This window comes from Margalitia sp. FSL K6-0131 (genome assembly GCF_038008735.1).
Taxonomy (GTDB): domain Bacteria; phylum Bacillota; class Bacilli; order Bacillales; family Bacillaceae_C; genus Margalitia; species Margalitia shackletonii.
Genome location: NZ_JBBOZS010000001.1, coordinates 2,880,154 through 2,906,385 on the forward strand (window position 1 = coordinate 2,880,154; position 26,232 = coordinate 2,906,385).

The window sequence follows — 26,232 nt, forward strand, 5'->3', positions numbered from 1 at the left end:
ATACCAGGGGGACAGTCCCTGTGCTATTAAATAGTGAAAAATAGTGACTGTAATCATAATCTGGGATAATATTAAAAAGGCAAATATACTTCGTTTTTTACCATATTATAAAAATAGTTGATTCATTTAAAAGGAGGAACTTATCAATGGAACCTGTTTCCCAAACACTCATGAAAGGCGAAGAACCCCTTTATCGCCGGGGAATCTTTACTTTCAGTGGAGCCCATTTTTTAAATGATTTAGTGACCACAGGTATGGTTCCGGCATTAGTCGTCCTTTATAAACATGCCTTAGATTTGAACTACACCCAGTCAACATTAATCGTGTTAATGTCTTATTTAACTTCTTCCGTTTCGCAACCACTTTTTGGCTTATTTGCGGATCGAAAGCCTAAAGTATGGCTATTTTCTGTGGGATTATTTTGTTCCATTATGGGGCTTGCTTTAACAGCCATCGCACCTTCTCTACCTTGGCTGCTCTTATTTATTTCCATTTCCGGGCTTGGTTCCGGCGCATTCCATCCGGAAGCATCGCGGGCTACCCACTTAGCTTCTGGAACAAAAAAAGGGCTTGCCCAGGCTATTTTCCAAGTAGGAGGAAATTCCGGCCAGGCTTTCGGTCCGTTAATCATATCCATTTTCATTATCCATTCAGGAATACATAGCCTCATTTGGCTTATTCCCGTAGCATTTTTATCCCTTATATTAACCGGACAAATTCTCCCCTGGTTAGGTGGGAAATTAAAAGCTACTAAAGTAAATACTAAAAAGGTAGGAAAAGGAACGAACAATTATCTTGGGGCAAGCCTGCTTTCATGTGTAATTATCCTTCGTTCATGGTGCCAAATTGGTGTTGTCGTCTTTTTACCCTTTTATCTTCATAATCTGTCCGTACAGCAATCAGAAATCCTTAGCTTTGTCTTTGTCGGTGCAGGGGCACTGGGAACATTCGTAGGTGGTATATTATCGGATAAAGTTGGGATGAAACGTTTACTTGTTAGCTCTATGCTGCTAGCCACCCCATTTGCATTGATTTTTCCATATGTACATGGAGTGTTATCGGTACTAGACTTACTTTTATTTGGGTTTTGTGTACTCTCTTCCTTCTCGGTAAGTGTGGTTTATATGCAGCGAATGCTACCTGAAAATATTGGTCTAGCTTCAGGACTTTCGATTGGTTTTGGTGTGGGGGCAGGTGGAATTGGTTCTGTTTTTATGGGAGGAATTTCAGACATTTTCGGTGTTGCAACGGTCTTTACAATTCTTTCTCTCCTTCCCCTTGCCGGCTCGTTGATTTCTGTCTTTTTGCCGAGTGACCGGTTGGATAAGAAGTTGCCAGTGTAAAAAAGAGGCTAAAGCTAGTGTAAAGTTTTATTGCTTTTGTATTGATGGCAAGTTGATTTTTATTTTTATTCTTATCGATAAAATTGGGATGAGGTACTTGTCCCCTCATCCCTTCCAATAAAATCAGCACTCAAACTTTCTAGATTCCCGGAATTAGGATCGTTCTATCCATTCCATTTACTGTACTCTGGAAAGCATAAACTGGTTGATAAAAGCCTTTAGAATCTAAATAGTAGCTTACCTCTACTTTATGGATCTTTAAGGTTTTTATTTTGGTGTTTTCAGGGTAAAGTTGAAATTTCCCATTTAAAACTTCTTTATAGGCTTCCTGTTCACTCTTTATTTGAACATCCCTTACTTTGTCATATGTTATTAATTGGTTGTCCATTCCCTTCACTGTATCATCGTTATAATAAGTTACCCCTAAAGAACCATCTATAAGCTGATTTCCTCTTACCTTTTTATCAACTGTCCACTTATATGTGCCAACCTTAGTTTTTTGAAACTGAGAATCTTGTGGAATGTCTATGCCATATTTAGTTAAGTTTTCTTTTAAGGTTTCTTGATCTGCGTCCTTTAGCTTTTTATCATTGTCAAAACTAGAAAAATCGGTAAAGTTATAACTTCCATCTAGAAATCGAAATGATATATTATAAGACTTCTCCCCATTAATCCGATAAAAACCTTCATCTGGATAAAGAATAACTTCCATATCCGAAGTATCTATACTCATTCTGTCAAAAAAATCCCGGACAAATTTTTCAGCAGTAACCTTTGTATAGCTTGGCGCTTTATAAATCGGAACTGTCTTTCTTTGATCATCAAGTTGTCCATCCAGCGTGATTTTTGCTTGTGATGTATCCAATCTGTAACTTGGTACGATAGAGAGATTTCCAAATTCCTTCAAATGGTAGTATGAGTACATGCTGCCGAATAACATTACTACTATTAACAAAGGGGAAAAGTAGAAAAAGGAACGCTTTATTCCCTTTTCTTTGATTGTAATGATGCCCATGATGATACCATATCCAATAATGCCACCAAGCAGGTTGTTAAATAAATCATCCACTGCAAAAATCCCATATCTTGTTATTAACTGGAGACTTTCAATGGAAAGTGTAAATAACGCTGCTATTCCGATTGTCCATGCAGCTTTTTGAAAACGTTTGTGCAATAACGGGAAAAGGATACCGAACGGTACAAACATGAATATATTTAAATATTCGTACTGCCAAAGTCTTACACTAAAACTATACCAAGCTTCTCGATATGAACTTAAAAAGGACAAATCCATTCTGTCATGATACGCTGGACCCCTGTTCAAAAAGGTCACACCTATAACCATAATGATATACCCTATAAACAATCCTCCAAGAAGTAACTGTTTTTTGTAAAGGCTCCCCTTTCCTTTAAAAAGGTTTTTATACACAATGTAATAACCTAGAATAAAGACAATCCCTAAAACAATTACCGCTATCAGTGCTAGAAAAAAATACTCTCTTACTATACCGATGATTTCTTGTAATCTCATAATCTATCCAGAAGGACAGTCCTCTGGTCTACTCCCCCCTAATGATATCCAATCTACCTCAATTGTTAATTAGCATTCATTCTCAATCTATAAATTTATTTTTAACATTAAATATCCTAGAAAACGGCACCTAACCTCAATACACTAACGTTTTATCTTTTTGGGGATTAGGCTCCAAAATTTATGATTGCACTAAGCTTAAATTAACATTCGGAATTCCTGCTTCTATATAACTTCTTACCAATTTCCAATCTCCAATATTATTTTTTTTGAACGTTTGAAAGAATAAATTTGCTGTTTCTAAACACATACCGTTAATAACCATCGTAGCGGATAAAATCACCAACGTCTCAGCAACTCTTAATGGAAAAATGGATATTTCATTTAAGACCCATTGGGCATTGTTTTCTTGGACAAACTTAAAGCTCTGCTCCCATCCTTTGATGGATTCTTCATAACCAAAATCGACTATTTCTCCGCCTGTTATTTCTCTGGCTTTGTAATCTATCGATATTAAATCCTTTAATTCGCTTAAAGATGAAGTTCTCCAAACATCTAAATATGTATCGAGAAATTGTCGAAATGTGTGATCCATAAAAGAAACCTCCTTAATGGTAGTGCTCATCTTTCCATTCTATATTGAGAAGGAAAATTCCTTTATTTGCTGTATTTCCCATTTCGAAAACGGTGCCGGACCCACAGTACCTAACGTTTTTAGCCTACTAGGGGTTAGGTGCCGAAATTCAGAAGACAAAGCTGTTAAGTTAATTTTCAGTAATACTTCCAAGTTAATCTGGATAGCTTTCAACCCATTTATTATCATTTCAAATTATACGTTCCTTTAGCGCATTAAAATAGGCCGGAAGTTTCCCTCGGCCCATTATTATGGAGTTGACTCACATATTACCTATTATTCCAGTAAATTATACCTGTCACTGCTTACGAGTGCCTAATCATCAAAATAGCCTTTTTACTCCCTCTCTAATTCCAATTTGTAGTCAATCCATTGTTCTATGTCCTTATAATCTTTAGTAGTAAGAATTTTTTCTGAAAGGTTTTCAAGAAACGACAAATCGTTTATCATTTGTACCTTTTCCTGAATCTCATGAAAATGATTCGGGAATTGGACTTGTACGAGCCTATTAATGATAGAAATAGTGCCATCCCTTTTCCCTTTCTCGATTCCTTTCTCTATCCCACGTTCCTCCGCTTTTACTTCCCAGGCAGTTTTCAATTCCATCACCTTCATCGCCTCCTGCTTGTTAAGTGACTTAATTTCCTTTTCCAATTGCTCTTCTTCCTCCTCGTTTAGGATCAGATATTGATCAAAAAAGCCTGCGATTAAATGTGCTCTTGCTGAATTCAATTCCATTCGCACAATCATTCGAAGAACTTCCTTCTTTACTTGAACTTTTTCTTCTTCTTTAAAATCCATTTTGCATAATAAAGCGGCTGCTACGGGATTATCATGTTGTATATAGTCTCTCCAATTCAAGGTTTTAGGTTGGACTTTGAGAAAGTTAAAGGATAAAACCTGATGAAATGGAAAGGATATTTCAAACAGATTGGATTCCTTTTTCTTTTTATTTTAACTAAATACTGCAATGGGTAAAATTCGTTGTTGGTATTTTTCATATAGGCGGCTGTAGTAAATAAACATTCGCTGTGGAAATTTTCGTAGGTAGTAGCCCTGAGGTTAAACAACATATCTTTAGTAATAATAAATGATGTGAACTCTTCTTCTTTTAATCCAAGTACCGGTTTTACATAATCGATATGTGTTATCGAGACCCATAGGTATTTATATGCGATTATGGAGAAAATACAAATTTCCCATTTTTTTAGATTAACTTACCATTCTTCCTTACTCAAAACGGCGGAACCCGCCCAATGTTTCCTTCACATAATACCCCGCCACAGCAGGAAACTGCGTAAACTCCTTCCTCATTTCCCTAAACGAAATCACCCCATTCCCCCTAGTAAGCTCGAAATCTAGGGAATATTCGTGACAGTTCAATGGGTTTTTATGAAAGGATTTCCTATAGAATTGTATTGCCTCTTCCTCGCTGCTTGCATATATAAAGACAAAGGTTTTCTTGTCCATCTTCAGGGAGTAGACGCCAATCTTATGAATACCTAGTACATTCTTTTCAACCAATTCCGCTACTTTCTCAGGATTTACTTGATTCATGTCTATTTTAGATATGTCGTCATCTAATGAAATTTTCTCCTCCGCTAGTAAATGATACAGGGAATGAGCCAATGTGGATTCCTCATAAAGAATAAGATTCTCATACATCTCTCTGACCAACATGTGATAACACCCCGTTTTCCATTTTTATCAATATCGATACTTATTTTAAAAGGATCATATCTATTAGCTGTTGGCAGGACTTTGTTCTTTTTGCTCTCCAATCGCTCCTGTATGTTCGTTATAACCCACCTTTATCATTCCAACTGGACCATTCCGGTTTTTGGAGACAATCATTTCGAGAGAATGATCCTCGGAATCCTTGTCATAATAGGCTTCGCGATATAAGAACAAAATGACATCTGCATCCTGTTCCACACTGCCTGATTCCCGAATATCGGACATCATCGGATGTTTATTAGCACGCGTCTCCACTGATCGATTGAGCTGTGCCAAACAAATGACGGGGCAATCAAAATCTTTTGCCATCATCTTGAGGGATTTCGATATTTCCGTTACTTGTAAATGGGTATTTCCCCCGTACATTTCACTTGGTTGGATCAATGTTAAGTAATCGATAAACACGATTGGTTTCTTAGATGGGAATTCATGCATGAGCTTTCTGGTTTTCGCTCGCATTTCAGCAACTGTTTGCCCAGCTCCATCAAAAATTTGTATGTTGGTTTCATCGAGGTCTCCAATGACATCCGCCCATTTATCCTTTTGGCTTTTCGTTAGCATTCTTTTCGGATCCCGCATCTTTGAACGGTTAAACCCTCCAGTTGAAGCCATTAATCGTGAGGTGATGAGCTTTTCAGGCATTTCTAAGGAAAAGACGAGTGGAAGAAACCCTGCCCAACCCGATATTTTTGCAAAATGAAGCATTACATCGGTTTTCCCCATCGAGGGCCTTGCTGCTATAATCGTCACTTCTCCACCCTGAAAGCCTCCCGTCAAGAGATCAAGCTTTTTGATACCCGTTGTCACACCTTTCGAATGGGTTTGATCTTCCCATGGCGCCTCATAAATCCTAACCAATGCTTGGTGTAAAGAGGTGTGATCCTCCATTTTCGATTGGTTTATTTTATCCAATTCGGAAATTACTTTTGTAATCTCCCAATCATTCATCGCTGCAAGCGTTAAGATGTTTCGCTTTTCCCGTTCCTTCCAGAGTTCCAGAATGAGCTTCTCCGTTTCATTAAATTTCTCAGGCTCTGCATACGATAAAAGCTCTGTAAGATAAGACATTCCGCCAAATGATTCCAGGTCAGGTAAGGTGGTGAAGGTAAGCAAATCAACCCCCTTACCAGCACGCTTTAACTCCACCATTCTTCGCATTAATGCCTTATGGCGTGCACTTTCCAGCTGGTCGGGTTGAATGATGGTATCATGAAGTAAATAATCCGCTTTCATTAAGCATCCTAAGAACGTTTTTTCCACCACACTCATTCCACTTCACCTGCCGTTGGATCAAATACAAATTCGCTTGGTATCGCTCTTCCAGCTGGAAATGAAACGGTTGACGCTTTAGATTGCTTTTGGATTTCATCATACGAATCTACTTCTTCAACCGTAAGTAATGATTCATTTTCCCAGTTTTTCAGGATCCCCGTAATATAACTCAGCCTTCGCTTGTTATTGGCGCACGCAATATTCATGGCTTTTATTATCATTTCCTTTGGCTGTAAAAAACGAGAATCATCTAACCACGACAACAACTGTTGTTTCGCATTTATGTTCGTAAAACCAAATCCATTCGCATCCCAAAATTCGATAATTTCTTTCACATCATCTGTTTTTTGATGACTCTGTGACGGACTCACTATGTCCGGATTATTCTCTATACTTGGATAGAGATCTTGTTGTTGTTTTTGTTTTTCTTTTTCTTTTTGTTTTTCTTTTTGCCCACGTATCGTAAAACGAGTCGAAAACGTATCGTCCAATTCAATAAAGAGATCTTTTTCAGCCTCTTCTTCTTGAACATCTGTCGCATAACGAGGTGACATCGTTTCGTCCAATTCTTGACAGGGATCTTTTTCTTCGTCTATGAGTATCCCTTTTTGATGATAAAAAGCTTCATATAACCTTCTAATCTCTTCCTTATGTATGGATTCTGCAACATATTGGATAAGTAAGTGATCCTCGACCTCTTTCAATTCGGAAATAATACAATCCATGACCGGCTTTCCACCTTTTTGGAGATTCTCTTTCCCCCAGTTCTTAATCGCCAGTTCCCTTGTTTTAGGATTGTAACGAATTAACTGATGGTGCCCCTCGAAACGCTCCATTAACGAATGAACACTTTCAATCGAAAAGCCCAAATCAAAAGCCATTTGTTTCTTCGTAATTCGATAGATTCCAATTTGAGTAGTATGCGGATTCGTCAGCAGATAAAAGTAAAAATATCTATCCTTCGGGGTCATCTGCTCTAAAACAATCGGACTCTTCCAAAAATCAGTACGCACCATTCGATATTTTGCCATCTTCCTCCACTCCCCAATCTTCAAATAAAATAGTCATCATATTTGATATAGGGTTTTAGGGAGAAAAAGGACACCGTGTTTTTATAAAATTTTCGAAACACAAGGACGTTTCCTACGTTTTCCTATCTTAAAAATAAAAATGGGACAAGGTTCCTGCCCCCTTGCCCATGACTTGTTAAAAACAAGTTCTTTTTGACTAGAAACTGGCCAACTGCACGAATTGACTAAGTAAAAACTGGACTTGGAAACACAAGATTTTTTTCTATGCTCAGACAAAAGGAGGAAATATTCTAAGTTCCTTTGTACTATAAATAGGTTAAAATACCCACAAATATGTTATTATTAAGAATAATTAATTCTTTTTACAAGGCGAGTGGATAAAATGAGTATAGTAATTGGTGGTAGAGCGGGGATAAATTCTGTGAGTTTTTCTACTAATGAAACGAAAGTGAAAGCATACAGAAATAAAACTGGTGAGATAAAAATTAATGTAACTTCAAAAAAGAAATCGATATTTGGACAAATTGGTCAGAAACTAGACAAAATACCGTTTATTCGTGGGATTTGGATGATCTTCGAAGGGTATTTAGATTCTTGGAAAACAATTCTATTTATATTTGGAATTTATTTAGCAACTCTGTTTTTAAGCAGTCGATTTATTACAAAAATGCCCAGTTCAATCGGAAATAAAATAGTACATCATACTTTCCTTATTTGGTATACATATATATTAATAATTCTTTTATTAGTACTATATTCCCTTTTTATTAAATTTTCTCCCGTAGGGAAATATCATTCTGCTGAACACATGGTAGACAATGCTTTTGAAAAGTCCAAAAATATTTCTATTAACAATGTTATCAAATACTCCAGAATTCATCATCGATGTGGGACCAATTTATGTGTTTTTATTATCTTGTTTTATATTATATTTAGTCTATTCATTAAAAGCTTAATATTAAGTTTTTTATTGGGTTGTATTTTCGGTTATGAAGTTTATAAAATTAATACTAGATGGATCTCTCCTTTTTTAAGACCAATTTATATTATAGGATATTTCTTGCAAAAAAATTTATTTACTACCCCACCCGACAAAGAACATCTATTAGTTGCCAAAGCAGCATACGAATGTATTCTTAAAATCCATGAAGCCAATAAGAATGGTATTTGAAGAATAAACATTGGAAGAAAAGTAAATGAAAAAAGCATCCATTTATCTGGATGCATACTGCAATCTCTTTCCCTTGAAGAATGTATAAGTGTTTCCCAAAAACATATATTTCTCCTCGTTTTAAAGAACTTTAGTTCATTTAAAGTCAGAAGCATTAACAGCACTCATCCAACCCTTTTGTTTAACAAATCATTTGCCTGACTTTCAGTGATTCCTCTAATTATGCCCAATTCACTAATGAAAATCTTCAGTGCGCTGTCTAGCATTTGCTTTTCGCTTGCATTGAGAGCTTTCTTTTTGTTTAAGCGCATTAAATCACGTACAACTTCTGCACCCTCCTGAAAATTACCTGTTCTCAACTTTTCCGTATTAATCTTGTATCTTTCTTTCATTGAAAGATTTGTATCTGTTTGACCGTATTGAAAAATGTCCAAAACGTGTTTAAGTGTTGGTTCATCTGCAACTAAGCGAATGCGTGATTTTTGCACTTTGTCAATAGGAATCATTACTTGTAATCGCTTGATAGGTACATTTATCATATAATACCTATGTTTCTCACCGAGAATTTCCTTTTCTTCTATTGCTACAATAAGACCTGCGCCTTGCATTGGATAAACAATGGAATCTCCAACATGAAACATTTAGAACACCTCCGAATTTGACACCTCCTTTATCATAACACACATTATGTTTTTTATCAAAATATTTTATTATAACACCTTACAATAGAAAATTTCAATATTTTTAGCTGGAAAATCATCATTATTTTAGGTGGTTTTATTTACCAATACAAAAAAATATCACAGTGCAGGATTAGCTACTATTGAATTTATTTCCTGAACCTTACGCCTAGCGTATGATTTTATAAAAAGAATAAGAAGAATCCATTTAAAAAAATGGATTCTTCTCTAGCATAATTAAGTTTCAATTTTATAAAAAGTTTGATCATTTTCTACTTTTGATCTGCATTTCACCTCAGTAATGGTGAAAATGATTGTTTGCTAATTTTATTTTTGCAAATGTACAAGCTTTTCCGGATTTGCCACCATATACATGCGCCAAATCTTATCATCTTGAAACTCCAGAGAGACGACATAAGCGACATTGTCATTAACGATTACAAAAACCCCTGGAAATCCATTTACAACTTTAAATTCCATCCTCGTGTTTTCAGGAAGCTTTTTCATAATACTTGTAAACAAAAGGACAATTCGCTCCGATGAATAGATTGGGTTTAGTGCAGCTTTTACTTTTCCGCCTCCGTCAGAAATTAATACAGCATCTGTCTTCAATAACTCTAGCATCTTCTTAATATTCCCTGTTTGAAGTGCCATCGTAAATTGTTCTAGGTTGCTTTTCATCGATTGGAAATCCATTGTGGTAGCTTTCGGTCGGTTCTCCATGCTTTTTTTGGCTCTGTGAAAAATCTGCCTGCAATTGGCATATGATTTTTCTATAATAGCTGCAATTTCTTCATAGCTATACTGAAATACTTCTCGTAATAAGAAGACTGCTCGTTCATCTTCAGATAACTGCTGCAAAAGCAAGAGATAAGCGGTCGAGATCGATTCCTTCATCATATAAGTATGAGAAGGATCATTTTCTGCATCTACCAATGGTTCTGGCAACCACTCTCCAACATATACCTCGCGCTTATTGGCAGCTGATCGTATTTTATCAATGGAGCTATTCATCACGATCTTACATAAATACGCTTTCTTGTTTTCAATGACTTTTTCGCTGCTAACATGGTTATACGTGAGAAACGCCTCTTGTACAAGATCTTCTGCATCTGTAACACTACCAGTCATTTGGTAGGCGATCGAAAATAACAAAGGTTTGTATGTCTGATACAACTCTTCAGTTTCCAAAACGATTAACCTTCCTTTTCTAAAAGCACTTTGTTTGTTTTTAAAACTTCTTGCGCTGCACGCTTCCCACTCGCAACCGCAGCATCTGCTAATACTTCTTCATGTCCTGCCCAATCTCCTCCTATAAAGATTCCATTCATTTCTGGTATGCTTGGACCCGGATATTCTTTTCGTTTTACATGTGGAAAATCATGCATTACCGTTAGTTTTGGTAAAAATTGTTGCACCACGACTTCTTTTCGCCAGTCAGGATGAAGTAAATCCATCACTGATTCTAATTGTTGCTTATCTGAGTTTACGTTTATTTCTTCCATTGGATTATGGTATTTTGCTAAGCTTACAACCAGTGTCCCGTTCTCACTTAACTTTGCAGCCCTCGATTGGTTCGTGAAAAACAACGCTTGGTCGAGTCCTATCGCAAATTGATGTTGTGGGTTAGGTAACTTTTTAATCCCTATATCCAAACAGCATGCCGTAATAGGAATTGCCTGTTCATTCCAAAGGCGCAACGATGTATGTTCTGATCCATTTATCATGTTCATTGCCTCTTTCGGAGGTGCTGCCACGATACAATCAGGAACAGTAAAGACCGTCCCATCTAAGCATTGTATGATTTGATATTGCTCATGATGCTCAATACTTGATACATTTTTATTCGTTAATATTTCGACTCCGTACGCTTCTGCTTGCTTCTTCAGTTTTTGAACAATCGTTTCCCAACCTCCATCAACATATAGGACATCCGATTTTAAAGAGCGCTTCACCTGCCTCAAAGCTGGCTTTGCAAGCTGTAAAGCCGGTGCATTTGTATAGGTCGTCAACCGACAGATGGAGTAAAAAATATGCCTTACCATCGGATTGGATATTTCAGAATCTGCCCACTCCATAAGGCTGACTTCCGGAATGGAATCAATATTTAATTTCATAATCTTTAACATTAATTTACTGAACATAAATTTATCTTTCCACGATAAAAGGGTCGATGACATAATCGTTGAAAAATCTGTTGGAATGATATGAACGTCATGATTTAAAATGCCGTGAATAGCAGTCACAGCATTTCCACCTGGAAGTGATATTCCAAGTTCCGTAAAAATGTGAGCAGCATCCCCTGACATATACAATCCATGCGGTCCCAAGTTCATGAGAACCCCATTTTTATCATTAGTTATCCCCCTTCCACCTAGACGACTCGATTTTTCCATAACAACGACCTTTTTTCCTTCCCTCGCCAATAAATTAGCAGCTGTTAACCCAGCCAATCCTCCACCTACGACTACAACATCATAATTTAACATAAAAAATCCCTCCTACATTTGTTCTGTAAACAAAACGAAGGAGGGAAGGATTTTGTGACAGTCATTATAAAAAAATTTTATATAATTTTTTATAGCAAAAGATTTCTTCTTACACGTCATTTAATTAGGTCACACTAATTAAATGACTTTATTGTCAAACAACAACATTCTAACTTAATACTTAATATCTGCAACTTTGACGAGCGACTTTCCAATATTCGCTCCTTTAAAGAGGTCAAGGAAGGCGTCAATAATATGGTCGAAACCTTCTGTAATGGTTTCCTCATATTTAAGTTTCCCTTCGTTTAACCATGCGGCTAGTGCTGTGCCACCTTCTTTAAATCGATTGGAGTAATCTCCAAGTGTGAAACCTTTCATAAGCGCACTAGTTTTTATGAGATAAGTTTGAACACGCGGCCCCATATCAATATTTACATTATTATAGGAAGAAATTGCCCCGCAAATTGGAATACGAGCATACTTATTAAGGAGTGGGAATACAGCATCAGAAATGGATCCCCCAACATTATCAAAGTAGATATCGATTCCGTTAGGACATGCTTTTTCTAATGCACTTGGAACATCTTCCTTTTTATAATTGATGGCTGCATCAAATCCAAGTTCATTTATGAGGTAGCGACATTTTTCGTCTGTCCCGGCAATTCCAACCACACGAGTGCCTTTAATTTTCGCAATTTGTCCAACAGTCGCTCCTACCGCCCCAGCAGCTCCAGATACAACTACGGTTTCTCCTGCTTTTGGTTGACCAATATCAAGCAGGCCAAAATACGCTGTTAATCCTGTCAATCCAATAATACTTAAATTCGCTGTTACAGGAGCTTGCTTCGGATCAATTTTCCGAATCTCCTTCTCCTTCGCAATGGAGTATTCCTGCCAGCCAAGATTGCCTATTATCACATCACCTTTAGCAAACAGTTCCGATTTTGAATCTACTACTTGCCCAATTACTCCACTTGTAATGACCTCGTTTAATTGAAATGGTGGAATATACGATTTTACATCCTGCATCCTTCCACGTAAATACGGATCAACCGAAATATATATAGTACGAACTAGCACTTCACCATTTGATGGTGTTCCAATTGGTGCATCGATAAAAGCAAAATCCTCCATCACTGGTGTCCCAATTGGACGTTTTGCAAGCTTAATTTGTTTTTGCATTTGACTCATGATTACTCCTCCATTCGGTAAAGGGATTATCCATCTTTTAGCACTTTTATTTTTTTATTATGCATTTATTTTCATGGACGGATTCCATTCTCATTTTGAACAATTGATAGGATCAAACGTCAAAATAACAGTATACTCTTGATAAATTTTTTGTCAAAAAAAACACCTTATTATTTCCTAAAAATGCATCAAGAATATATAATTAGTTAGAGCAAACCGATATCTTTGAAAAGTGCCGAGAAGAAAACTACAAAAATACTTATGATGTATAAATGAACGGTTGCACATCATGAAGGTGGTTATACGTTGGTAACGCCAAAGGAAAAAATGTCCCTCACTTTGGCCAATGAGGGACAACGAAAATTCCTAATCTATCATGTTTTTTACATCTCACTTGAACGCTGATAATAATCCCTTTCCACCACAATTAAATTTCCTTCACATTCTCACACAACGATAATGCTTTCTTTAAGTCAATATCCTCAAAAATATGTTCGGGAGTCCATGGAATATAAATATCTGGTAAAACACCGACTCCTGTTAAGCCCATTCCATTATCAATTTTTGAAACTCTTGATGTTGGATACCACAATTCGATTTGGTTATTCCATGTTTGGATAGCGAGATTACTATAATCGGTCACTCCCATTGTAGCTCTGCCAATAACGGTAACCTTTTTGGAATTTTTGCATACCTCTACGAACTGATCCCCTGAGCTTCCACAATAATAATCAGATAATATGATCACTTTTTCCGGTTTTCCTTTAGCTTGAAAATATATATCTTGTGCAAGTTCGGAAAAATCTAATTCTACGAAACCTTTTCCAATATTTCTTTTCCACTCATCAATATAAATTTGTAAAAACTTTCGCGTTTCTTCGTTTTCCGCTTTTTCTAACTCCTCATACAATGGCTCTATCTTATTAGTAAAATTACGGTGTGTGCAATTAAAAATTGCCGTATCATCCGTACCTGCAAACTCCACCAAACTGCAACTGCGATCCACGATATAATTTAGTAAGGGAAAATAGGAATCGTCGCTGCCACCTCCATTAACACGAACATCTATAATTAAATTGGTGCAGCTATCTAATCTATCTTCCCAATCTTTTATTAGCCTATCTATTGCGTTTACATTCAAAAAATCTGTTATTTTCATTAATAATGTATCTTCGTTAATTTCTTTAATAGAGTATTCTGGTTCCTTGTTATTTGGCTCATAAAGTCTTATATCCATTTGAATTATTTGATCATTCTGGTCCACTATTTCACACATTTTATATTTCTTTAATATTGGCTCCCATCTTTGCCTTTCGTATTTATCTTCCATTAATGATCTCTTATGTATCACAGCCAATTCTGGAATGGTAATGTTATCTAATGATTTGATGGCCATTCCGATGTGAACTCGAGTTTCCCTGTCGACTTCATATATGTACAGTAAATCCTCATATCTTCTAACTTTAAAGCCGACATTCATCATTTTATTACTACTACTATTTGATAGCTTCACAAATAAATGTTGATCCTTACAGTCTAATAAATAATCGGAAACAATCTGAACAAACTTCTGAGGATCTAGTAATTTTTGATTTTCTAATTCTATTATCTCTCTTCTATATTCGTCCGGCGAATCCCATCCCTTTTTGTCTAGACAGCCTGAATAATCATTATGAATAATCGTTACTATTTCTTCAAATATCTCTATGTAGTTCACTTTATCCCTCTATTCACCATTTTTTGATTATTTAGTATAATCGATTATACACGTTCTTTTATGTAAATTAAAGGCTCCACATGCGCGTCCTTGGATATGCTCAGAACACGCCCGCGAAAGGGTAACTCCGCTTGTCACCATTGAAACGGCAGAGCGGTTGCTGCGCAACTATGCTCATGACGGCGAAACAAAGAAACTTGTTGATAATCTAGATATTTTCCTAGTACCGAGCACTAATCCTGATGGCGCCAATTATAGTTTCTATGATTACAATATGCAGCGAAAAAATATGACCAATTACTGTGGTCTAACCGAATCAGTCCCAGGATACCGTACTTCATGGGGGGTTGACTTAAAACCGAAACCATTCAGTCGGCTCTGCATTTGACGGTTATGTCGGAGCATCTACTACACAATGCCGAAGCGGCACCTATGCAGGACCAGCGGAAAACTCTGAACCGGAAGCTAAGAATATTGTGTGGCTGGCGGACCAATATCCAAACCTTAAGTTCGCGATGAATATCCATAGCTATGGCGGCTACTTTATATGGGCACCAGGGGCATATACCTCAGACCGCGTAACCCTGCCGGCTCCGGATGCCGGTCAGGATGCCTTCTACTGGGCAGCGTCCAACACCATTTTAAACAAAATTCAGGACTACCGCGGAACCGTCATTCTCCCGGGCCAAACCGGGCAAATCCCGGATGTCCTCTATTCTGCAGCAGGCAACTCAGCTGACTATCTATGGTATGAGAAAGGGATTTATGCTTGGGACTTTGAAGTCGGGGCTGATTTATGGAATAAGGATACGAAAAGATGGGAATCTGTTGGATTCCAGCCGGCATTTTCCGAAGGCCATGAAGAGGCAATGGAATTTTCCAATGGCTTAATCGGCCTGTTAAAAGTTGCCTATAACAATGCGAAAGACCATCAGCCACCATCGTCTAAAGCAGTACCGGGGAATGGCAAGTACACCGGACCGGTCGAAGTAAAATTTGAAACCAGCGAGCCGGCGACAGTCTACTATACCCTTGACGGCAGCCGCCATGATTTTTCATTCGAAAAAAGTTGAACTAAACGGAATTCGTGAATCTGCGGAAACCTTTAAAATTAACAAAACAACTACCATCAATTATTTCGCGGTTGACACAGCAGGAAATATTGAGAAAAACTACAACCCGCTGAGCAAAGGAAATAATTATAACTCGGTGACAATTACAATCAAGTAGTCTCTATAAAGAGTTGGCCTTTCGGGGCCAACTTTTACCTTTTTCGCCTGCTCTCTAATGCGATATTTGAGAAATAAGTTTGGTGCTGTGCACTTGTAAAGCCATTTTATGATAATCCACCGGTTCCTGTACTAATTGTTTCTGCAGCCCAGAAGCGTACAATTTTTCTTGATCATGAATCCTTTTCAAGCTAATTCATTCAGATTGCAATAGCATAATGACGCATAACTCCAGCCACATAGCAGCTTTTTCCGTTGTAATCCTTTCCTGTGAACTTTTTTTGATACTTTAACTAACCACTCGAAGAAAACACCGTGCGCAATTCGATAGATTCCTATTTGAGTATTTTTCAAGCAGATAAAGGTAAAAAAATGTATCCTCTGGTGTTATCTGCTCTATAACAATTGGACTCTTCCAAAGTTAGGTTACACTATTCCATATTTCGCCATCTTACTTTGACCAATAAGGGACAACCACAACTCACAATATATCAACGTTTTTTTACCTCTCTCTTGAACGCTGATTATAATCCCTTTCAATCCCATTCTTCCAATTCCGATCAATCTTTTTCCCACCTCGAAGATTAAGCACCGCTTCATTTATTGCTTCATAACTTACCTGTGTTCCTACAGAATCTGCATGGTAATCAACCGCAAAATCCTTATCGATTCCAAATCGAGCAGCGGTTGCAATGGCATCGATGTTTGCACCAAGGAAAATGAATTCCCAACCGAATTTCTCTTTTTGATACTGAATCATTTTTTTAATTTTGTCCGTTGTGTATTCACGGCTGGCATTTTCCATGCCATCTGTTGTAATCACAATTAGTACCCTTTCTGCCTGTTCTTCCACCCTTGTTCTCTTTTGTACATTGACAATCTTTTGAATGGAAGAACCAATCGCATCTAATAATGCAGTGGTTCCTCCGACTTCATAATCTCTTTCAGTAAGAGGCGATATGCCTTTAATATTGATACGGTCATGCAATAATTCGTAATGGTGATTAAATAAAACCGTGGTAACAATCGCTTCTCCTTCCGCTGTCTGTTGTTTCTTCAACATCGAATTGTAACCGCCGATGGTATCAGCTTCCATTCCAGCCATAGATCCGCTTTTATCCAAAATAAATACTAGTTCCGTTAGATTCTTCTTCATTCTTATCATCCTCCGTTTTGTGATAAACTTAGAATAACAAGAATCACATAAAAAAAGGTCGCTTCCAAAGCGACATTTTAAGAACCAAGTAATGGCTGGTCAAAAGCAAATAATGCTTCATTTATTTCATGAATATTGTAGTTGTTTTGTTCCATGAAATACTGAATGATCACATCAGACTTACTGCTGTGTGACAATGTATACCCAGCAGTTGTTAATAGCTCCAGCGTTTCATTTAAATTCAATTTTAATGCAATGGCAAAGGCTACAGCTGTTTTCTTCGTTGGTGTATAGTCCATGCTGTTCCTAATTTTGGAGAATAATCGCCGATCGATATTTGCCCGCTTATAAGTTTCTACATCCGTCAGACCTTTTTCATCAATGAAACGAAGCAGCCGCTCGGAAAATGATTCTTCGAGCTGATTCAATCGGTTCGCTAAAGAATAAGTTTCTTCCGATATTTTTTTCTCTTGGAAAATATCAGGTTCCCGCAAACTCTCCATCACATCGTATTGTTCGAAACGATTTCTTGCAAATACCTTTTCTGCTGCTTCTACATAATGCTCATCAATATATTGATGAATAGATGTAAACAACTTATTACTTATTCCGAATGATTTTTTATCAAAAACAACAAGGTAAACCAACATATCATTCTCCAATAAAAATGAACTGATGGTGGATATCGCAATTTGCAATGCTTCTTCTTTTGGATAACCATATATACCGGTAGAAATCAATGGAAAAGCGACAGATTCACAGTTATATTCTTTTGCTAGTTTTAAAGAGTTCATGTAAGATGCCTTTAATAGATCTGCCTCTTGATTACCTCCTCCTTGCCAAATAGGTCCTGGAGTATGGATGATATATTTTGCATCTAGTTGAAAGCAGTCCGTAATAACTGCTTCTCCGACCTTACATCCGCCGATTTTATCACACGCTTTCTGCAGTTCAGTGGCACCTGCAGCATTGAAGATTGCCCCGCAAACACCGCCACCCATTTTCAATTCTGTGTTGGCTGCATTCACGATTGCATCGACTTGCATTTTCGTAATATCTTGACGAATTAGTTCTAACGGCACCGTCTTTCCCCCTTCCCATTGTCCGCTTACCTTGATAAAAAAGACCGAATCTCAAAATCGGTCTTTTTTCTATCATATCTTAAATTCCAGCCAATTGGAGGCGTTTTTTCTCTGTTACTTCCATTGCCTTAAGCATGTCCTCCGAAAGCCTTGTGTTTTCCTTCTCATCCAGCCATTTTACTAAAGCTTTTACTGTGCTTAAGAAGTCCTTCACTTGCGTCTTGCTTACGGATTCAAACATATCAAAGTAATCCTTTGTTAGGATTCGTTCCCATTGTTTTTGGGTCAATTCATCCCAACTATTGAATGAATATGCCTCAAGAATCTCCCGTAAATCAGATAAACTATTTCTATATTTCCTTACTGTATTTTCACTCTTGCCATCTGTTTTTTCTTTGAAAAAGTTTACGAATGACTTTGCATAAACATTATCAATGGTGTCAGGTGTAAAGCCTAGATCCTCGTAAAAAGGAATATCCTCATTTTTAACGATTGGCTCTTTATTTTGTTGAATAATCGGTACAATCGCGGATACACGATTTTCTCCACCCGTCACAAAAGAGGATAGCGGCAGCCCTAATTCTTTTCGGACCGTATTAAAATCGGCTGTTTTTTCTACTTTTTCAAACTGAGCCTTTACTTGCAGATATAGCTTATATTCTAGTTGCTTTAACCATGTATCAACTTCTTCCACTCTACCGTTTTGGACCATTTCACGTGGTGAAAGATCATCGAATTTTGGTAAGGATTTATCGATATCTAGTTGCAAGTTGTTTTGGGCATACAGGATAAAATATTTCGGTACATTTTCGCTGATTTGAATGGCCATGTTCTTGACTTCGGTTTGAGATGGAATGATGAGTGATTGTTCCTTTTCATCCATCCATTCAACAGCCTTTTCTACTTTATTTACCTTTTGTTTAAATTGCTCCAGAATGTTTTTATCATAGCAATCAAATTGGAGCTGGTTTTTCCTTAATGAGATAATTCCTATACTTTCCGCTAACCGTGCTTTTCCTTCCATCTCATTATCCATGAATTCATTGTAGTTTTGAAGCCAGCTTAGTCTCTTGGCATTTTGCTCCCAGTAATCAGTAACAAATTCTGGTTCTCCTTGTAGGAAATTCGAAACGATTTCCTCATCCTGTACCTGATATTGAACGCTGTATACATGGATTTCTTTTCCCTCTCGATCAGCAATTCCATTTGGATCTTTTAGAAACTCTCCGATGATTTCCGGATAATAATGGAAGAGAATATCATCACGGTTGGATTTCGTTTCTACCATTAACTTTTGGATGAAGTCATTAATATGGTTCATATTTTCGGGTCCTTGAAATATGCTAATACCGTTGAAATAATCCTTGTTATCAAAGCGATCAATTAAACTGATGGTACCAATCCATGGTGCAAAGTCAGGTACATTTTCATTGTTATCTAAAATCGTAAATTGTTCCTTTGTGTTTACCTCTTCAAATTGAATATCTGTTTCGCTCTTTCCAATAGCCTGTACTACTTTTGGAGTTAGTTTTGCCCATTTTTCAGCCAATGTTTTTTCATCGTTGGATAGATGGGTTCCATTTTCCTTCAGAAACCATTCAATTCCGCGAAGTCCGTTTTCATAGGAATGGAAAAAGTTGAGCCAGTATTGAAAGAAGTCCAATTCATTTTTATCTGGGATTTTCGATTGTGTTCTTCTTCGGAACTCGCTATGTAAACGATACAATTGGTTTCTTGGAATTTTCTTATCTACAAAACTAGTTAATTTCAACATCAGTTCATGTCTTTCCCGAAGAAAACGCTCTTCTTTCACTTCACTGATTTGAACAATACTTTCCTTTAATAAACAGCATTTCTTATATTTCTTTCCACTTCCACAAGGACATGGATCATTACGATTTATTTTCATTCTTTCACCTTCATTTTTTTATTATGCTAGATTCTAGATAGTTGTCATAAGGTTGGTTTTACGAATGGCCAGGTATGTATATGGCGAGCTTTAGAGACCACTAATCTCCATTATAACATTTTCAACCATTCAGCTGAAGATGGTAGTGTGGTGGTTAAATATTCCTAGTATTACGATTAAAAAGAGAGAAGCTGAAAGCAACTCTCTTTACCACCTAAATTCTATGTAAAAACAGAATCAACTACAAATGACAAAATACTAAGCAATGTATCGTGCACTAACGGCTTTCTAATGCTATTTTACTTTTATTTACCTTATCCTCTATATTTGATTGCTAGTCCCTTCAAAAAATTCCGTGCGTATTTATCTAGACACTCTTTATAGTTCTTATGCCCCTCTTTTCGTAAAAACGCGCCAAGTTCTCCTTTTGATACAAAAATCCCCGCCATCTCGAATATTTCCAGCATATCCTCTGTCGTTAACGAAAGGGCTATTTTTACTTTCTTCAGCATGAGGTTATTAAGATTTGCTTTATTCTGGATGGATGGTTCTGGTTTATCAGGATTTCCTGGTTTAGGTTCTTGTTTTCCTCTTTTGTATATAATTAATCCATTTAAAAACGAATCAAACATTTTATTATTACATTTCAATTGAGTGTCCATCTCATCTTCATCTGGTTTAGTAAGGATATTTACTACATCAGGTATTGATACTTCCACTCCGCCGAGTCTAAATATTTCAGCTATTTCTCTGTTTTTTAACTCCAGTGCATATCTCAAGCGAATTAATATATCGTTATTCTCCATTCATAAACCCCCGATTTTATATGTAATCCCTGTCACAATACAACAGACACTATTTTATTACTAATACTTCCTTTCTCGCAACTAATTCTATGTTTGTTCATTTAATAAACTGAGCTGGTTCTAAAAATTGCATGAAAAGGTATCACTAACTATACTTTGTTCTTTTTTCCTAAAACATTCCTAATGATTCCTTTAGCCATATCAAATTCTTATTCTCCCGCCATTCTATGTGTTCCATCTCTTCTAATTTGTAAAGCACTCGTCATCACATTGTTAGCAATATATCGAACCTTGCTTCACTACCCAACTCAGAGCTACCATAAAAAAATTTGGGAGTGAGTACAAATACGTTATCAAATTGGAGTACTGGTAAAAAGTATCCTTCTGTAGATAAAGCATTTGAATTTGCAAATTTAATAGCAGTAAAAGTTGATGAACAATATGAATGGGTAGAAGATGAAAAAATATGATACTTTTTAACTAGTAATAATGTAATATATAAATGATAAATAAAAATAAGGGGGAAGAATAAAAATGGGGACTTTTTTTGCATTGGTAGGCTTTTTATTAATAATAGGGGCAATTGTATATCTGATTGTGTCACTCATTAAAAAGAATTTTAAGAAAAATCTTCTAATGTACATAGGAGGAGCAGGAATAATATTGTTTATTCTTGGTATCTGTATACCATCAGGTTCAGCACAAACCGTATCCATTGATGGAAAGAAACTTGTCTATGATAAATTAGTTGCTGAAATTAAATCTAAAAAAGAAGAGCTTAACAATGTTAAAAAACAACTTGATGATCTTAATAATCAATATACTGAAAAAGAAGATCAAATAAATGCCGCCATGGATGTTGTTAATAATAAAAAGAAATCTGAAGACGAATTAAAAAAACTTCAATCAGATATAGATTCCAAGAAAGAAGAAGTTAAGTCCTGGGATTCTAAATTAAATAGTAAGAAAAAGGAATTAGCAAGTGTTGCTGGACAGATTCAGAAACGTAAAGGGGCGCCAAAAGTTCTACCTGCAGGCTACTTTTCTGTAGGAAAAGATATTCCAGCCGGAAGATATAAGGTTGTTCCTAATGGTGGAATGGGTAACTTCTTTGTAAATGAAGGCGCTAAAGTAAATATCATTTTAGGTTACGACGCTTCATTATCTGTTAAAGAATATGTGTTTGATGCTGATGAAGGAGACGAAATCCAACTAACAACTTCAGCAAAATTCATACCTGTAAAATAAATAATAAACGGTCCATAATGTTTTATTAAAAAATTATAGTTCCATGAAATTAGATGGTTGGAGTTAATATCAAAACATTTTTATTGTAAAAGAAAGAGGATAGATGAACGGGAAGAATACCTGTACTCATCTATCCATTTTTTACAATAAATGAGGTCATTTACTTTAAGTAAAATTCTTCACAAATTTCTTTGAAATAGATGTGGATGGTGTTTCCTTTTCTCTCAACTGTATTTGTTAAACAACATATTTTTAAATTATATTTTTATCCAAAAAATCTACTATATGTTTATAAACAAATATCTCATTGTCTTTCTTAGAAAATCCATGTCCTTCATCATCTAAAACTAAATATTCAACATTTCTTTTCCTTTCTCTTAAAGCATTAACAATCAAGTCAGATTGTGCTTTCACTACACGAGTATCATTTTTACCTTGTATAACTAACATAGGTTTAGTCATATTATCCACATAAGTAATCGGTGAATCTTGAATCAAACGTTCTTTATTTTCAACAGGGTCACCCAGTCTCTGTTTCATAAGTGGTTTCCAAGAAGAAGGGACTGATTGTAAAAAAGAGATTAAGTCGGACTCTCCATATAAATCCACAACTGCTTTAAAGTAATCACCATGTCTCCCGTGCAGTAGTAATGAAAGGTACCCTCCAAAACTACCTCCCATTAGGAATAACTTTTTGGGGTCTGCTTTTCCTACTTTTAACAACCATTCTATGCCTTCTACATCGCTGCATATAAGCCGAACAATGTGTACTATTCTCATTTATGCAATCCACTCATTTCCTTTTTACTACCATATTAGACAAAAATGTTTATTATCCTTACCAAACTAGTGATTTTTTACATAAAAAATGCCCCTCTCCATCGAGAAAGGCTTCAAATGTGAAGTGTTAATCAATTAACAATCAAAATAAACTACTTAACCCGCAGCTTTTGGCCAATTTTAATTAAGTAGTCATTATTTAGGTTATTCCACTTTTTGATGTCTGTTTGTGTCGAACCGTATTTAATTGCAAGTTCCGATACTGTATCTCCTTTTACCACTGTATGATACACCGGTTTGGAAGTGGTACTTGCCGCCCCTTTATTATCAGCAGGATTGATCCAGCTGCCCGGCGCACCAGCTTTTGTCGTGACATTGATCATGCCATCTGATTCGTTAAATATAAAATAAGTTCCTTCTTTAACAGTACCCTTTGCATTTTTCTTGGCTTTTGCATCTGCGGCGTTAACATATCCGTTTATTAATTTATTTACCGTATATTTTTTAACTACAGGCTTTGTAGCTGGTCCTACTTCCACGTTCCATGCTCCTGGTTCCTTTTTGATGTCATCAAAATCGATACCTATGCCAGAAACTCGTGCGTCATTTTTGTTCTGGTACATATGAATAAAATCTGCAACCTTTCCACTAGACCAGGCGTTTGTTTGCCAATAATATTTTACTAGCCCTTTGACGGCGACCATAACCGAATAAGAACCGTAAATACCGACCTCATAATCCACAAGTGTACGGTTTAATCCAGCGATATACTGCTTAATGGCTGCCATATCATTAGTTTGTGCATCATAATCGACAGTAAAATAAATCGCAGTGCCCTTTGGTTGCCCTAGCAACTTTGCATACCCTTCTGCTTCTTTTGCATCTGCAATACCTTGATCTAAGGTAAAATAAGATGCTTTGATTGAATTTTTCTCAAAGATACTGATTAGCTTTAATCCTGCATCCTGGATAGCTTTTACTTCTTCCTTCGTCAATCCCTTCCAGTCAGATGTAGGTAAATACCTAGCAGCATAATCAAAACCAGCTGCTTTTAAAGATTTCGCGGATGTGGCAGTTAACTTTGTAGCACAATCCAATCCTTTTGCCATTATGGAATCCCTCCTTTATTTTTATAGAATGAAAATAATTGACAATTGGTACAGGCATTTTGGTAAAAAATGCAACCGTTATTTACTGTCACCTTGCAATAGATGATCCGGAACCATCAATCCTAACTTTTCAACATTTCCATTATTGATAAAAGCTCATTGGCAAGATAAAAAAGATGGCAGCATATCGGAACATGTGATTATTTCCGAATCCACCATCTATAAAGTGAGCGATAACAAATATCATAATTTTATTAGGATAAAACCAATTTTGCTTAATAATTTTCCTTCCGTGAAATTTGCCATATTCATAACAAACTTCGAACGGAGCAAACTGTGATTAGAAATATAATAAACTATTATTCCATTTGTTCTATACTGTTTTGCACTATTGCCACCATATCATCTTCGGCACCAAGACTAAAGTTAAAAAAAATACCTTGTCCTCCGCCAGCGCCAATTGCTGAAATAAAAATATTATTATTATGACCGACTACAGTAAGACTCAAACTTGCTCTATTTCCATTTCTCATGAAGTATTTATCATAAACTCGAACAGCTATTTTAGTATCTCCAATAGTGTAATTGCTTTCATCCACTAATTTCATACTTATTCCACTATTACCAATATCGTTTTGCAAATGACTAACCACTTCCTCAAATTGACCAGTAATTGTCTTTTCATATTTTGCCATGATTACTTCCTCCTATCCCATAATAAAATTTACCTATATATACGATTGTTCATTTTCTTTGGTTTCTTTTATGGATTTATTTTATTGAATATTAACTAACCGAATTCTTATCCTTAATTGAGCAACCAATGAAATTTAAAATAAGCGTAGATTTTCCGGTTAGACTGCAGAAAAGAGCTCGGTTCGAGGTATATAAGCGGAGGTTTTCCGATTATGCAAGTCAAAATGACCGTATTTTCACGTTTTTTTAGTCAATAGTCGGAATCTTTCCGTCTATCTAAACTATTTCCAGTGCTATTTCATCATTAAGAGAAATTTCTCCGCTTATTTATCAAACTCACTTTAGTGTCTAATGAACTATTTAGGATGCTTTATTTTACATCTCTATGCCTTTTTAACTATGCAATATACTGTGAATTGTGTTGTGAAATTTAATTCATTTGCTATGTGATTAGGTTTGTGAATGAACGCATTAGTATCATGGAGAGTTTTTCATTTTATTTTCCCCCTCTTTATCGTTCCAATTAGCCAAATTACATTTTTCATTTTTTTGTTTTTACTCCAAAACGACACCAATGTTTTCCTTCACTTTGTAAATTATGGATGCAATATAACAAATACGTAGTAAAAAAGTCACGTTTGTACCAATTCTGTATTGTTGTCATTAAATTATAAAGAAATGTAAACTTGCCGTTCTGTAAAAGTGTTACAAGCCTGTGATAATGTGAGAGAAGATCACAACAGGAGGTAGCATCCGTGAAAAACATATACATGAAGATGGTAGTTGTAGCATGTGTTGCTACAACTACTTTAATTGGTATACAAAATAAAACAGCAGAGGCTTTTACAGGTGAACATTCAGTAAAAATAGATAACCTTTCAAATAATGAAAATCAAGATTGGAAAATCTATTTTAAAAATATAGAGCAAGAAACGAAGATACAACAAGAAGGAGTCGGTATTCCAAAATTATCCATTCCTCCAGATAAAACGCAAGATAAAGCAAAAAAAGAAAAGGAAAAAGAAAAAAAGAAAGAAGAATACTCTATTAAGATTTCAGGCAAAGAGAAAGATCTACTTGAACGCCTTGTTCAAGCTGAGGCTAAAGGCGAACCGTTCAAAGGTAAGGTAGCCGTTGCAACAGTAGTGTTAAATCGTCTGAAATCTCCTGATTTTCCAGATAGTATAACAGGTGTAATAGAACAAAAAGTTGGCGATTGTTATGCCTTTTCTCCTGTACAAAATGGGGAGATTGAGAAGCCGGCATCTAAAGATTCTAAGAAAGCGGTAGAAGCAGCATTAAAGAGTAAAGACCGTTTACATGATTCCGTTTATTTTTATAACCCAAAAATTGCGACTGATACTTGGATCCGCAGCAGAGATGTTGTGACAACTATAGGAAATCATGTGTTCGCAAAATAA

General features: G+C 36.2%; 24 protein-coding genes and 2 pseudogenes. 8 read left to right on the forward strand and 18 right to left on the reverse strand.

From position 1 onward, the window contains the following. Positions 1-146: 146 nt before the first annotated feature. On the forward strand, positions 147-1,343 hold the full coding sequence (locus NSQ59_RS14065; RefSeq protein ID WP_340831862.1) for an MFS transporter: 1,197 nt from the start codon (positions 147-149) through the stop codon (positions 1,341-1,343). Between the two features lie 139 nt (positions 1,344-1,482). On the opposite strand, the gene NSQ59_RS14070 is transcribed toward NSQ59_RS14065, so the two are convergent. The 6 genes from NSQ59_RS14070 to NSQ59_RS14095 all read right to left on the reverse strand — a co-directional run bounded on the left by NSQ59_RS14070 (position 1,483) and on the right by NSQ59_RS14095 (position 7,548). Continuing rightward, the gene (locus tag NSQ59_RS14070) at positions 1,483-2,874 is read right to left on the reverse strand and encodes a VanZ family protein (RefSeq protein WP_340831865.1); all 1,392 of its coding nucleotides are present in this window, start codon (positions 2,872-2,874) and stop codon (positions 1,483-1,485) included. Between the two features lie 181 nt (positions 2,875-3,055). Continuing rightward, complete coding sequence (locus NSQ59_RS14075) at positions 3,056-3,469, reverse strand: flavoprotein (protein ID WP_340831867.1); 414 nt, start codon at positions 3,467-3,469, stop codon at positions 3,056-3,058. Between the two features lie 375 nt (positions 3,470-3,844). Next, complete coding sequence (locus NSQ59_RS14080; RefSeq protein WP_340831869.1) at positions 3,845-4,258, reverse strand: hypothetical protein; 414 nt, start codon at positions 4,256-4,258, stop codon at positions 3,845-3,847. Between the two features lie 480 nt (positions 4,259-4,738). Beyond that, positions 4,739-5,188 carry a hypothetical protein gene (locus tag NSQ59_RS14085; RefSeq protein ID WP_340831871.1) on the reverse strand — a complete coding sequence of 150 codons (450 nt, stop codon included), beginning with the start codon at positions 5,186-5,188 and terminating at the stop codon, positions 4,739-4,741. A gap of 63 nt (positions 5,189-5,251) precedes the next feature. Further along, complete coding sequence (locus NSQ59_RS14090) at positions 5,252-6,514, reverse strand: DnaB-like helicase C-terminal domain-containing protein (protein ID WP_340831873.1); 1,263 nt, start codon at positions 6,512-6,514, stop codon at positions 5,252-5,254. Further along, complete coding sequence (locus tag NSQ59_RS14095) at positions 6,511-7,548, reverse strand: DnaD domain-containing protein (protein ID WP_340831874.1); 1,038 nt, start codon at positions 7,546-7,548, stop codon at positions 6,511-6,513. The genes NSQ59_RS14090 and NSQ59_RS14095 overlap by 4 nt, the downstream gene beginning before the upstream one ends. Before the next feature lie 382 nt (positions 7,549-7,930). Here NSQ59_RS14095 and NSQ59_RS14100 point away from each other — a divergent pair, with 382 nt between their 5' ends. Continuing rightward, positions 7,931-8,719: a DUF1385 domain-containing protein gene (locus tag NSQ59_RS14100; protein ID WP_340831876.1), complete on the forward strand. Its 789-nt coding sequence runs from the start codon at positions 7,931-7,933 to the stop codon at positions 8,717-8,719. Between the two features lie 164 nt (positions 8,720-8,883). Here the strand turns inward: NSQ59_RS14100 and NSQ59_RS14105 are convergent, their stop codons facing one another. The 5 genes from NSQ59_RS14105 to NSQ59_RS14125 all read right to left on the reverse strand — a co-directional run bounded on the left by NSQ59_RS14105 (position 8,884) and on the right by NSQ59_RS14125 (position 14,796). Then, complete coding sequence (locus NSQ59_RS14105) at positions 8,884-9,360, reverse strand: CarD family transcriptional regulator (protein WP_126649080.1); 477 nt, start codon at positions 9,358-9,360, stop codon at positions 8,884-8,886. Between the two features lie 366 nt (positions 9,361-9,726). After that, positions 9,727-10,590: an RNA polymerase sigma-70 factor gene (locus NSQ59_RS14110; RefSeq protein WP_340831878.1), complete on the reverse strand. Its 864-nt coding sequence runs from the start codon at positions 10,588-10,590 to the stop codon at positions 9,727-9,729. Positions 10,591-10,595: 5 nt separating this feature from the next. Continuing rightward, positions 10,596-11,888: a phytoene desaturase family protein gene (locus tag NSQ59_RS14115; protein ID WP_340831880.1), complete on the reverse strand. Its 1,293-nt coding sequence runs from the start codon at positions 11,886-11,888 to the stop codon at positions 10,596-10,598. Positions 11,889-12,062: 174 nt separating this feature from the next. After that, positions 12,063-13,079: an NADP-dependent oxidoreductase gene (locus NSQ59_RS14120; protein ID WP_340831882.1), complete on the reverse strand. Its 1,017-nt coding sequence runs from the start codon at positions 13,077-13,079 to the stop codon at positions 12,063-12,065. Between the two features lie 427 nt (positions 13,080-13,506). Beyond that, positions 13,507-14,796, reverse strand: a complete 1,290-nt coding sequence (locus NSQ59_RS14125) for a S41 family peptidase (protein WP_340831885.1) — start codon at positions 14,794-14,796, stop codon at positions 13,507-13,509. A 94-nt stretch (positions 14,797-14,890) separates the two neighbouring features. Between NSQ59_RS14125 and NSQ59_RS27945 the strand changes: the two genes are divergently transcribed. From NSQ59_RS27945 to NSQ59_RS14135, 3 genes and pseudogenes are all read left to right on the forward strand, one after another. Next, positions 14,891-15,184 carry a M14 family zinc carboxypeptidase gene (locus tag NSQ59_RS27945; protein ID WP_445669243.1) on the forward strand — a complete coding sequence of 98 codons (294 nt, stop codon included), beginning with the start codon at positions 14,891-14,893 and terminating at the stop codon, positions 15,182-15,184. Further along, a pseudogene (locus tag NSQ59_RS14130) lies at positions 15,165-15,575 on the forward strand (M14 family zinc carboxypeptidase); the annotation flags it as partial. The gene NSQ59_RS27945 and the pseudogene NSQ59_RS14130, both read left to right, overlap by 20 nt. Before the next feature lie 90 nt (positions 15,576-15,665). Further along, positions 15,666-15,869: a chitobiase/beta-hexosaminidase C-terminal domain-containing protein gene (locus NSQ59_RS14135; RefSeq protein WP_340833171.1), complete on the forward strand. Its 204-nt coding sequence runs from the start codon at positions 15,666-15,668 to the stop codon at positions 15,867-15,869. 658 nt (positions 15,870-16,527) lie between these two features. Here the strand turns inward: NSQ59_RS14135 and NSQ59_RS14140 are convergent. The 4 genes from NSQ59_RS14140 to NSQ59_RS14155 all read right to left on the reverse strand — a co-directional run bounded on the left by NSQ59_RS14140 (position 16,528) and on the right by NSQ59_RS14155 (position 20,978). Next, complete coding sequence (locus NSQ59_RS14140) at positions 16,528-17,181, reverse strand: vWA domain-containing protein (RefSeq protein WP_340831886.1); 654 nt, start codon at positions 17,179-17,181, stop codon at positions 16,528-16,530. A 77-nt stretch (positions 17,182-17,258) separates the two neighbouring features. Beyond that, positions 17,259-18,263, reverse strand: a complete 1,005-nt coding sequence (locus NSQ59_RS14145) for a macro domain-containing protein (protein ID WP_340831888.1) — start codon at positions 18,261-18,263, stop codon at positions 17,259-17,261. 79 nt (positions 18,264-18,342) lie between these two features. After that, positions 18,343-20,172 carry an SEC-C domain-containing protein gene (locus tag NSQ59_RS14150; RefSeq protein WP_340831891.1) on the reverse strand — a complete coding sequence of 610 codons (1,830 nt, stop codon included), beginning with the start codon at positions 20,170-20,172 and terminating at the stop codon, positions 18,343-18,345. Positions 20,173-20,486: 314 nt separating this feature from the next. Then, positions 20,487-20,978 carry a YehS family protein gene (locus tag NSQ59_RS14155; RefSeq protein ID WP_340831892.1) on the reverse strand — a complete coding sequence of 164 codons (492 nt, stop codon included), beginning with the start codon at positions 20,976-20,978 and terminating at the stop codon, positions 20,487-20,489. 335 nt (positions 20,979-21,313) lie between these two features. Here NSQ59_RS14155 and NSQ59_RS14160 point away from each other — a divergent pair, with 335 nt between their 5' ends. Both NSQ59_RS14160 and NSQ59_RS14165 read left to right on the forward strand, forming a co-directional pair. Continuing rightward, entirely contained in the window at positions 21,314-21,448 is a 135-nt protein-coding gene (locus NSQ59_RS14160) for a helix-turn-helix domain-containing protein (RefSeq protein WP_126649071.1), read from the forward strand. 64 nt (positions 21,449-21,512) lie between these two features. Continuing rightward, complete coding sequence (locus tag NSQ59_RS14165) at positions 21,513-22,226, forward strand: host-nuclease inhibitor Gam family protein (protein WP_340831895.1); 714 nt, start codon at positions 21,513-21,515, stop codon at positions 22,224-22,226. A 252-nt stretch (positions 22,227-22,478) separates the two neighbouring features. Here NSQ59_RS14165 and NSQ59_RS14170 read toward each other — a convergent pair. The 3 genes and pseudogenes from NSQ59_RS14170 to NSQ59_RS14180 form a co-directional block, all read right to left on the reverse strand. After that, positions 22,479-22,970, reverse strand: a pseudogene (locus NSQ59_RS14170) (alpha/beta hydrolase family protein); the annotation flags it as partial. A 188-nt stretch (positions 22,971-23,158) separates the two neighbouring features. Further along, positions 23,159-24,115 (reverse strand): glycoside hydrolase domain-containing protein, encoded by a 957-nt coding sequence (locus NSQ59_RS14175; protein WP_340831897.1) that lies wholly within the window; start codon positions 24,113-24,115, stop codon positions 23,159-23,161. A gap of 359 nt (positions 24,116-24,474) precedes the next feature. Next, complete coding sequence (locus NSQ59_RS14180) at positions 24,475-24,810, reverse strand: DUF6054 family protein (RefSeq protein ID WP_055739955.1); 336 nt, start codon at positions 24,808-24,810, stop codon at positions 24,475-24,477. 756 nt (positions 24,811-25,566) lie between these two features. Between NSQ59_RS14180 and NSQ59_RS14185 the strand changes: the two genes are divergently transcribed. Then, positions 25,567-26,232, forward strand: a complete 666-nt coding sequence (locus tag NSQ59_RS14185) for a cell wall hydrolase (RefSeq protein WP_055739956.1) — start codon at positions 25,567-25,569, stop codon at positions 26,230-26,232.

Bases quoted from the DNA above. Each gene is read 5' to 3' on its own strand.
- NSQ59_RS14065 (WP_340831862.1), top strand. From the start codon at position 147: ATGGAACCTGTTTCCCAAACACTCATGAAAGGCGAAGAACCCCTTTAT.
- NSQ59_RS14070 (WP_340831865.1), bottom strand. From the start codon at position 2,874: ATGAGATTACAAGAAATCATCGGTATAGTAAGAGAGTATTTTTTTCTA.
- NSQ59_RS14075 (WP_340831867.1), bottom strand. From the start codon at position 3,469: ATGGATCACACATTTCGACAATTTCTCGATACATATTTAGATGTTTGG.
- NSQ59_RS14095 (WP_340831874.1), bottom strand. From the start codon at position 7,548: ATGGCAAAATATCGAATGGTGCGTACTGATTTTTGGAAGAGTCCGATT.
- NSQ59_RS14090 (WP_340831873.1), bottom strand. From the start codon at position 6,514: ATGAGTGTGGTGGAAAAAACGTTCTTAGGATGCTTAATGAAAGCGGAT.
- NSQ59_RS14180 (WP_055739955.1), bottom strand. From the start codon at position 24,810: ATGGCAAAATATGAAAAGACAATTACTGGTCAATTTGAGGAAGTGGTT.
- NSQ59_RS14140 (WP_340831886.1), bottom strand. From the start codon at position 17,181: ATGAAGAAGAATCTAACGGAACTAGTATTTATTTTGGATAAAAGCGGA.
- NSQ59_RS14165 (WP_340831895.1), top strand. From the start codon at position 21,513: ATGGGGACTTTTTTTGCATTGGTAGGCTTTTTATTAATAATAGGGGCA.
- NSQ59_RS14120 (WP_340831882.1), bottom strand. From the start codon at position 13,079: ATGAGTCAAATGCAAAAACAAATTAAGCTTGCAAAACGTCCAATTGGG.
- NSQ59_RS14115 (WP_340831880.1), bottom strand. From the start codon at position 11,888: ATGTTAAATTATGATGTTGTAGTCGTAGGTGGAGGATTGGCTGGGTTA.
- NSQ59_RS14175 (WP_340831897.1), bottom strand. From the start codon at position 24,115: ATGGCAAAAGGATTGGATTGTGCTACAAAGTTAACTGCCACATCCGCG.
- NSQ59_RS14135 (WP_340833171.1), top strand. From the start codon at position 15,666: ATGGAATTTTCCAATGGCTTAATCGGCCTGTTAAAAGTTGCCTATAAC.
- NSQ59_RS14080 (WP_340831869.1), bottom strand. From the start codon at position 4,258: ATGATTGTGCGAATGGAATTGAATTCAGCAAGAGCACATTTAATCGCA.
- NSQ59_RS14100 (WP_340831876.1), top strand. From the start codon at position 7,931: ATGAGTATAGTAATTGGTGGTAGAGCGGGGATAAATTCTGTGAGTTTT.
- NSQ59_RS14150 (WP_340831891.1), bottom strand. From the start codon at position 20,172: ATGAAAATAAATCGTAATGATCCATGTCCTTGTGGAAGTGGAAAGAAA.
- NSQ59_RS14085 (WP_340831871.1), bottom strand. From the start codon at position 5,188: ATGTTGGTCAGAGAGATGTATGAGAATCTTATTCTTTATGAGGAATCC.
- NSQ59_RS14155 (WP_340831892.1), bottom strand. From the start codon at position 20,978: ATGGAGAATAACGATATATTAATTCGCTTGAGATATGCACTGGAGTTA.
- NSQ59_RS14105 (WP_126649080.1), bottom strand. From the start codon at position 9,360: ATGTTTCATGTTGGAGATTCCATTGTTTATCCAATGCAAGGCGCAGGT.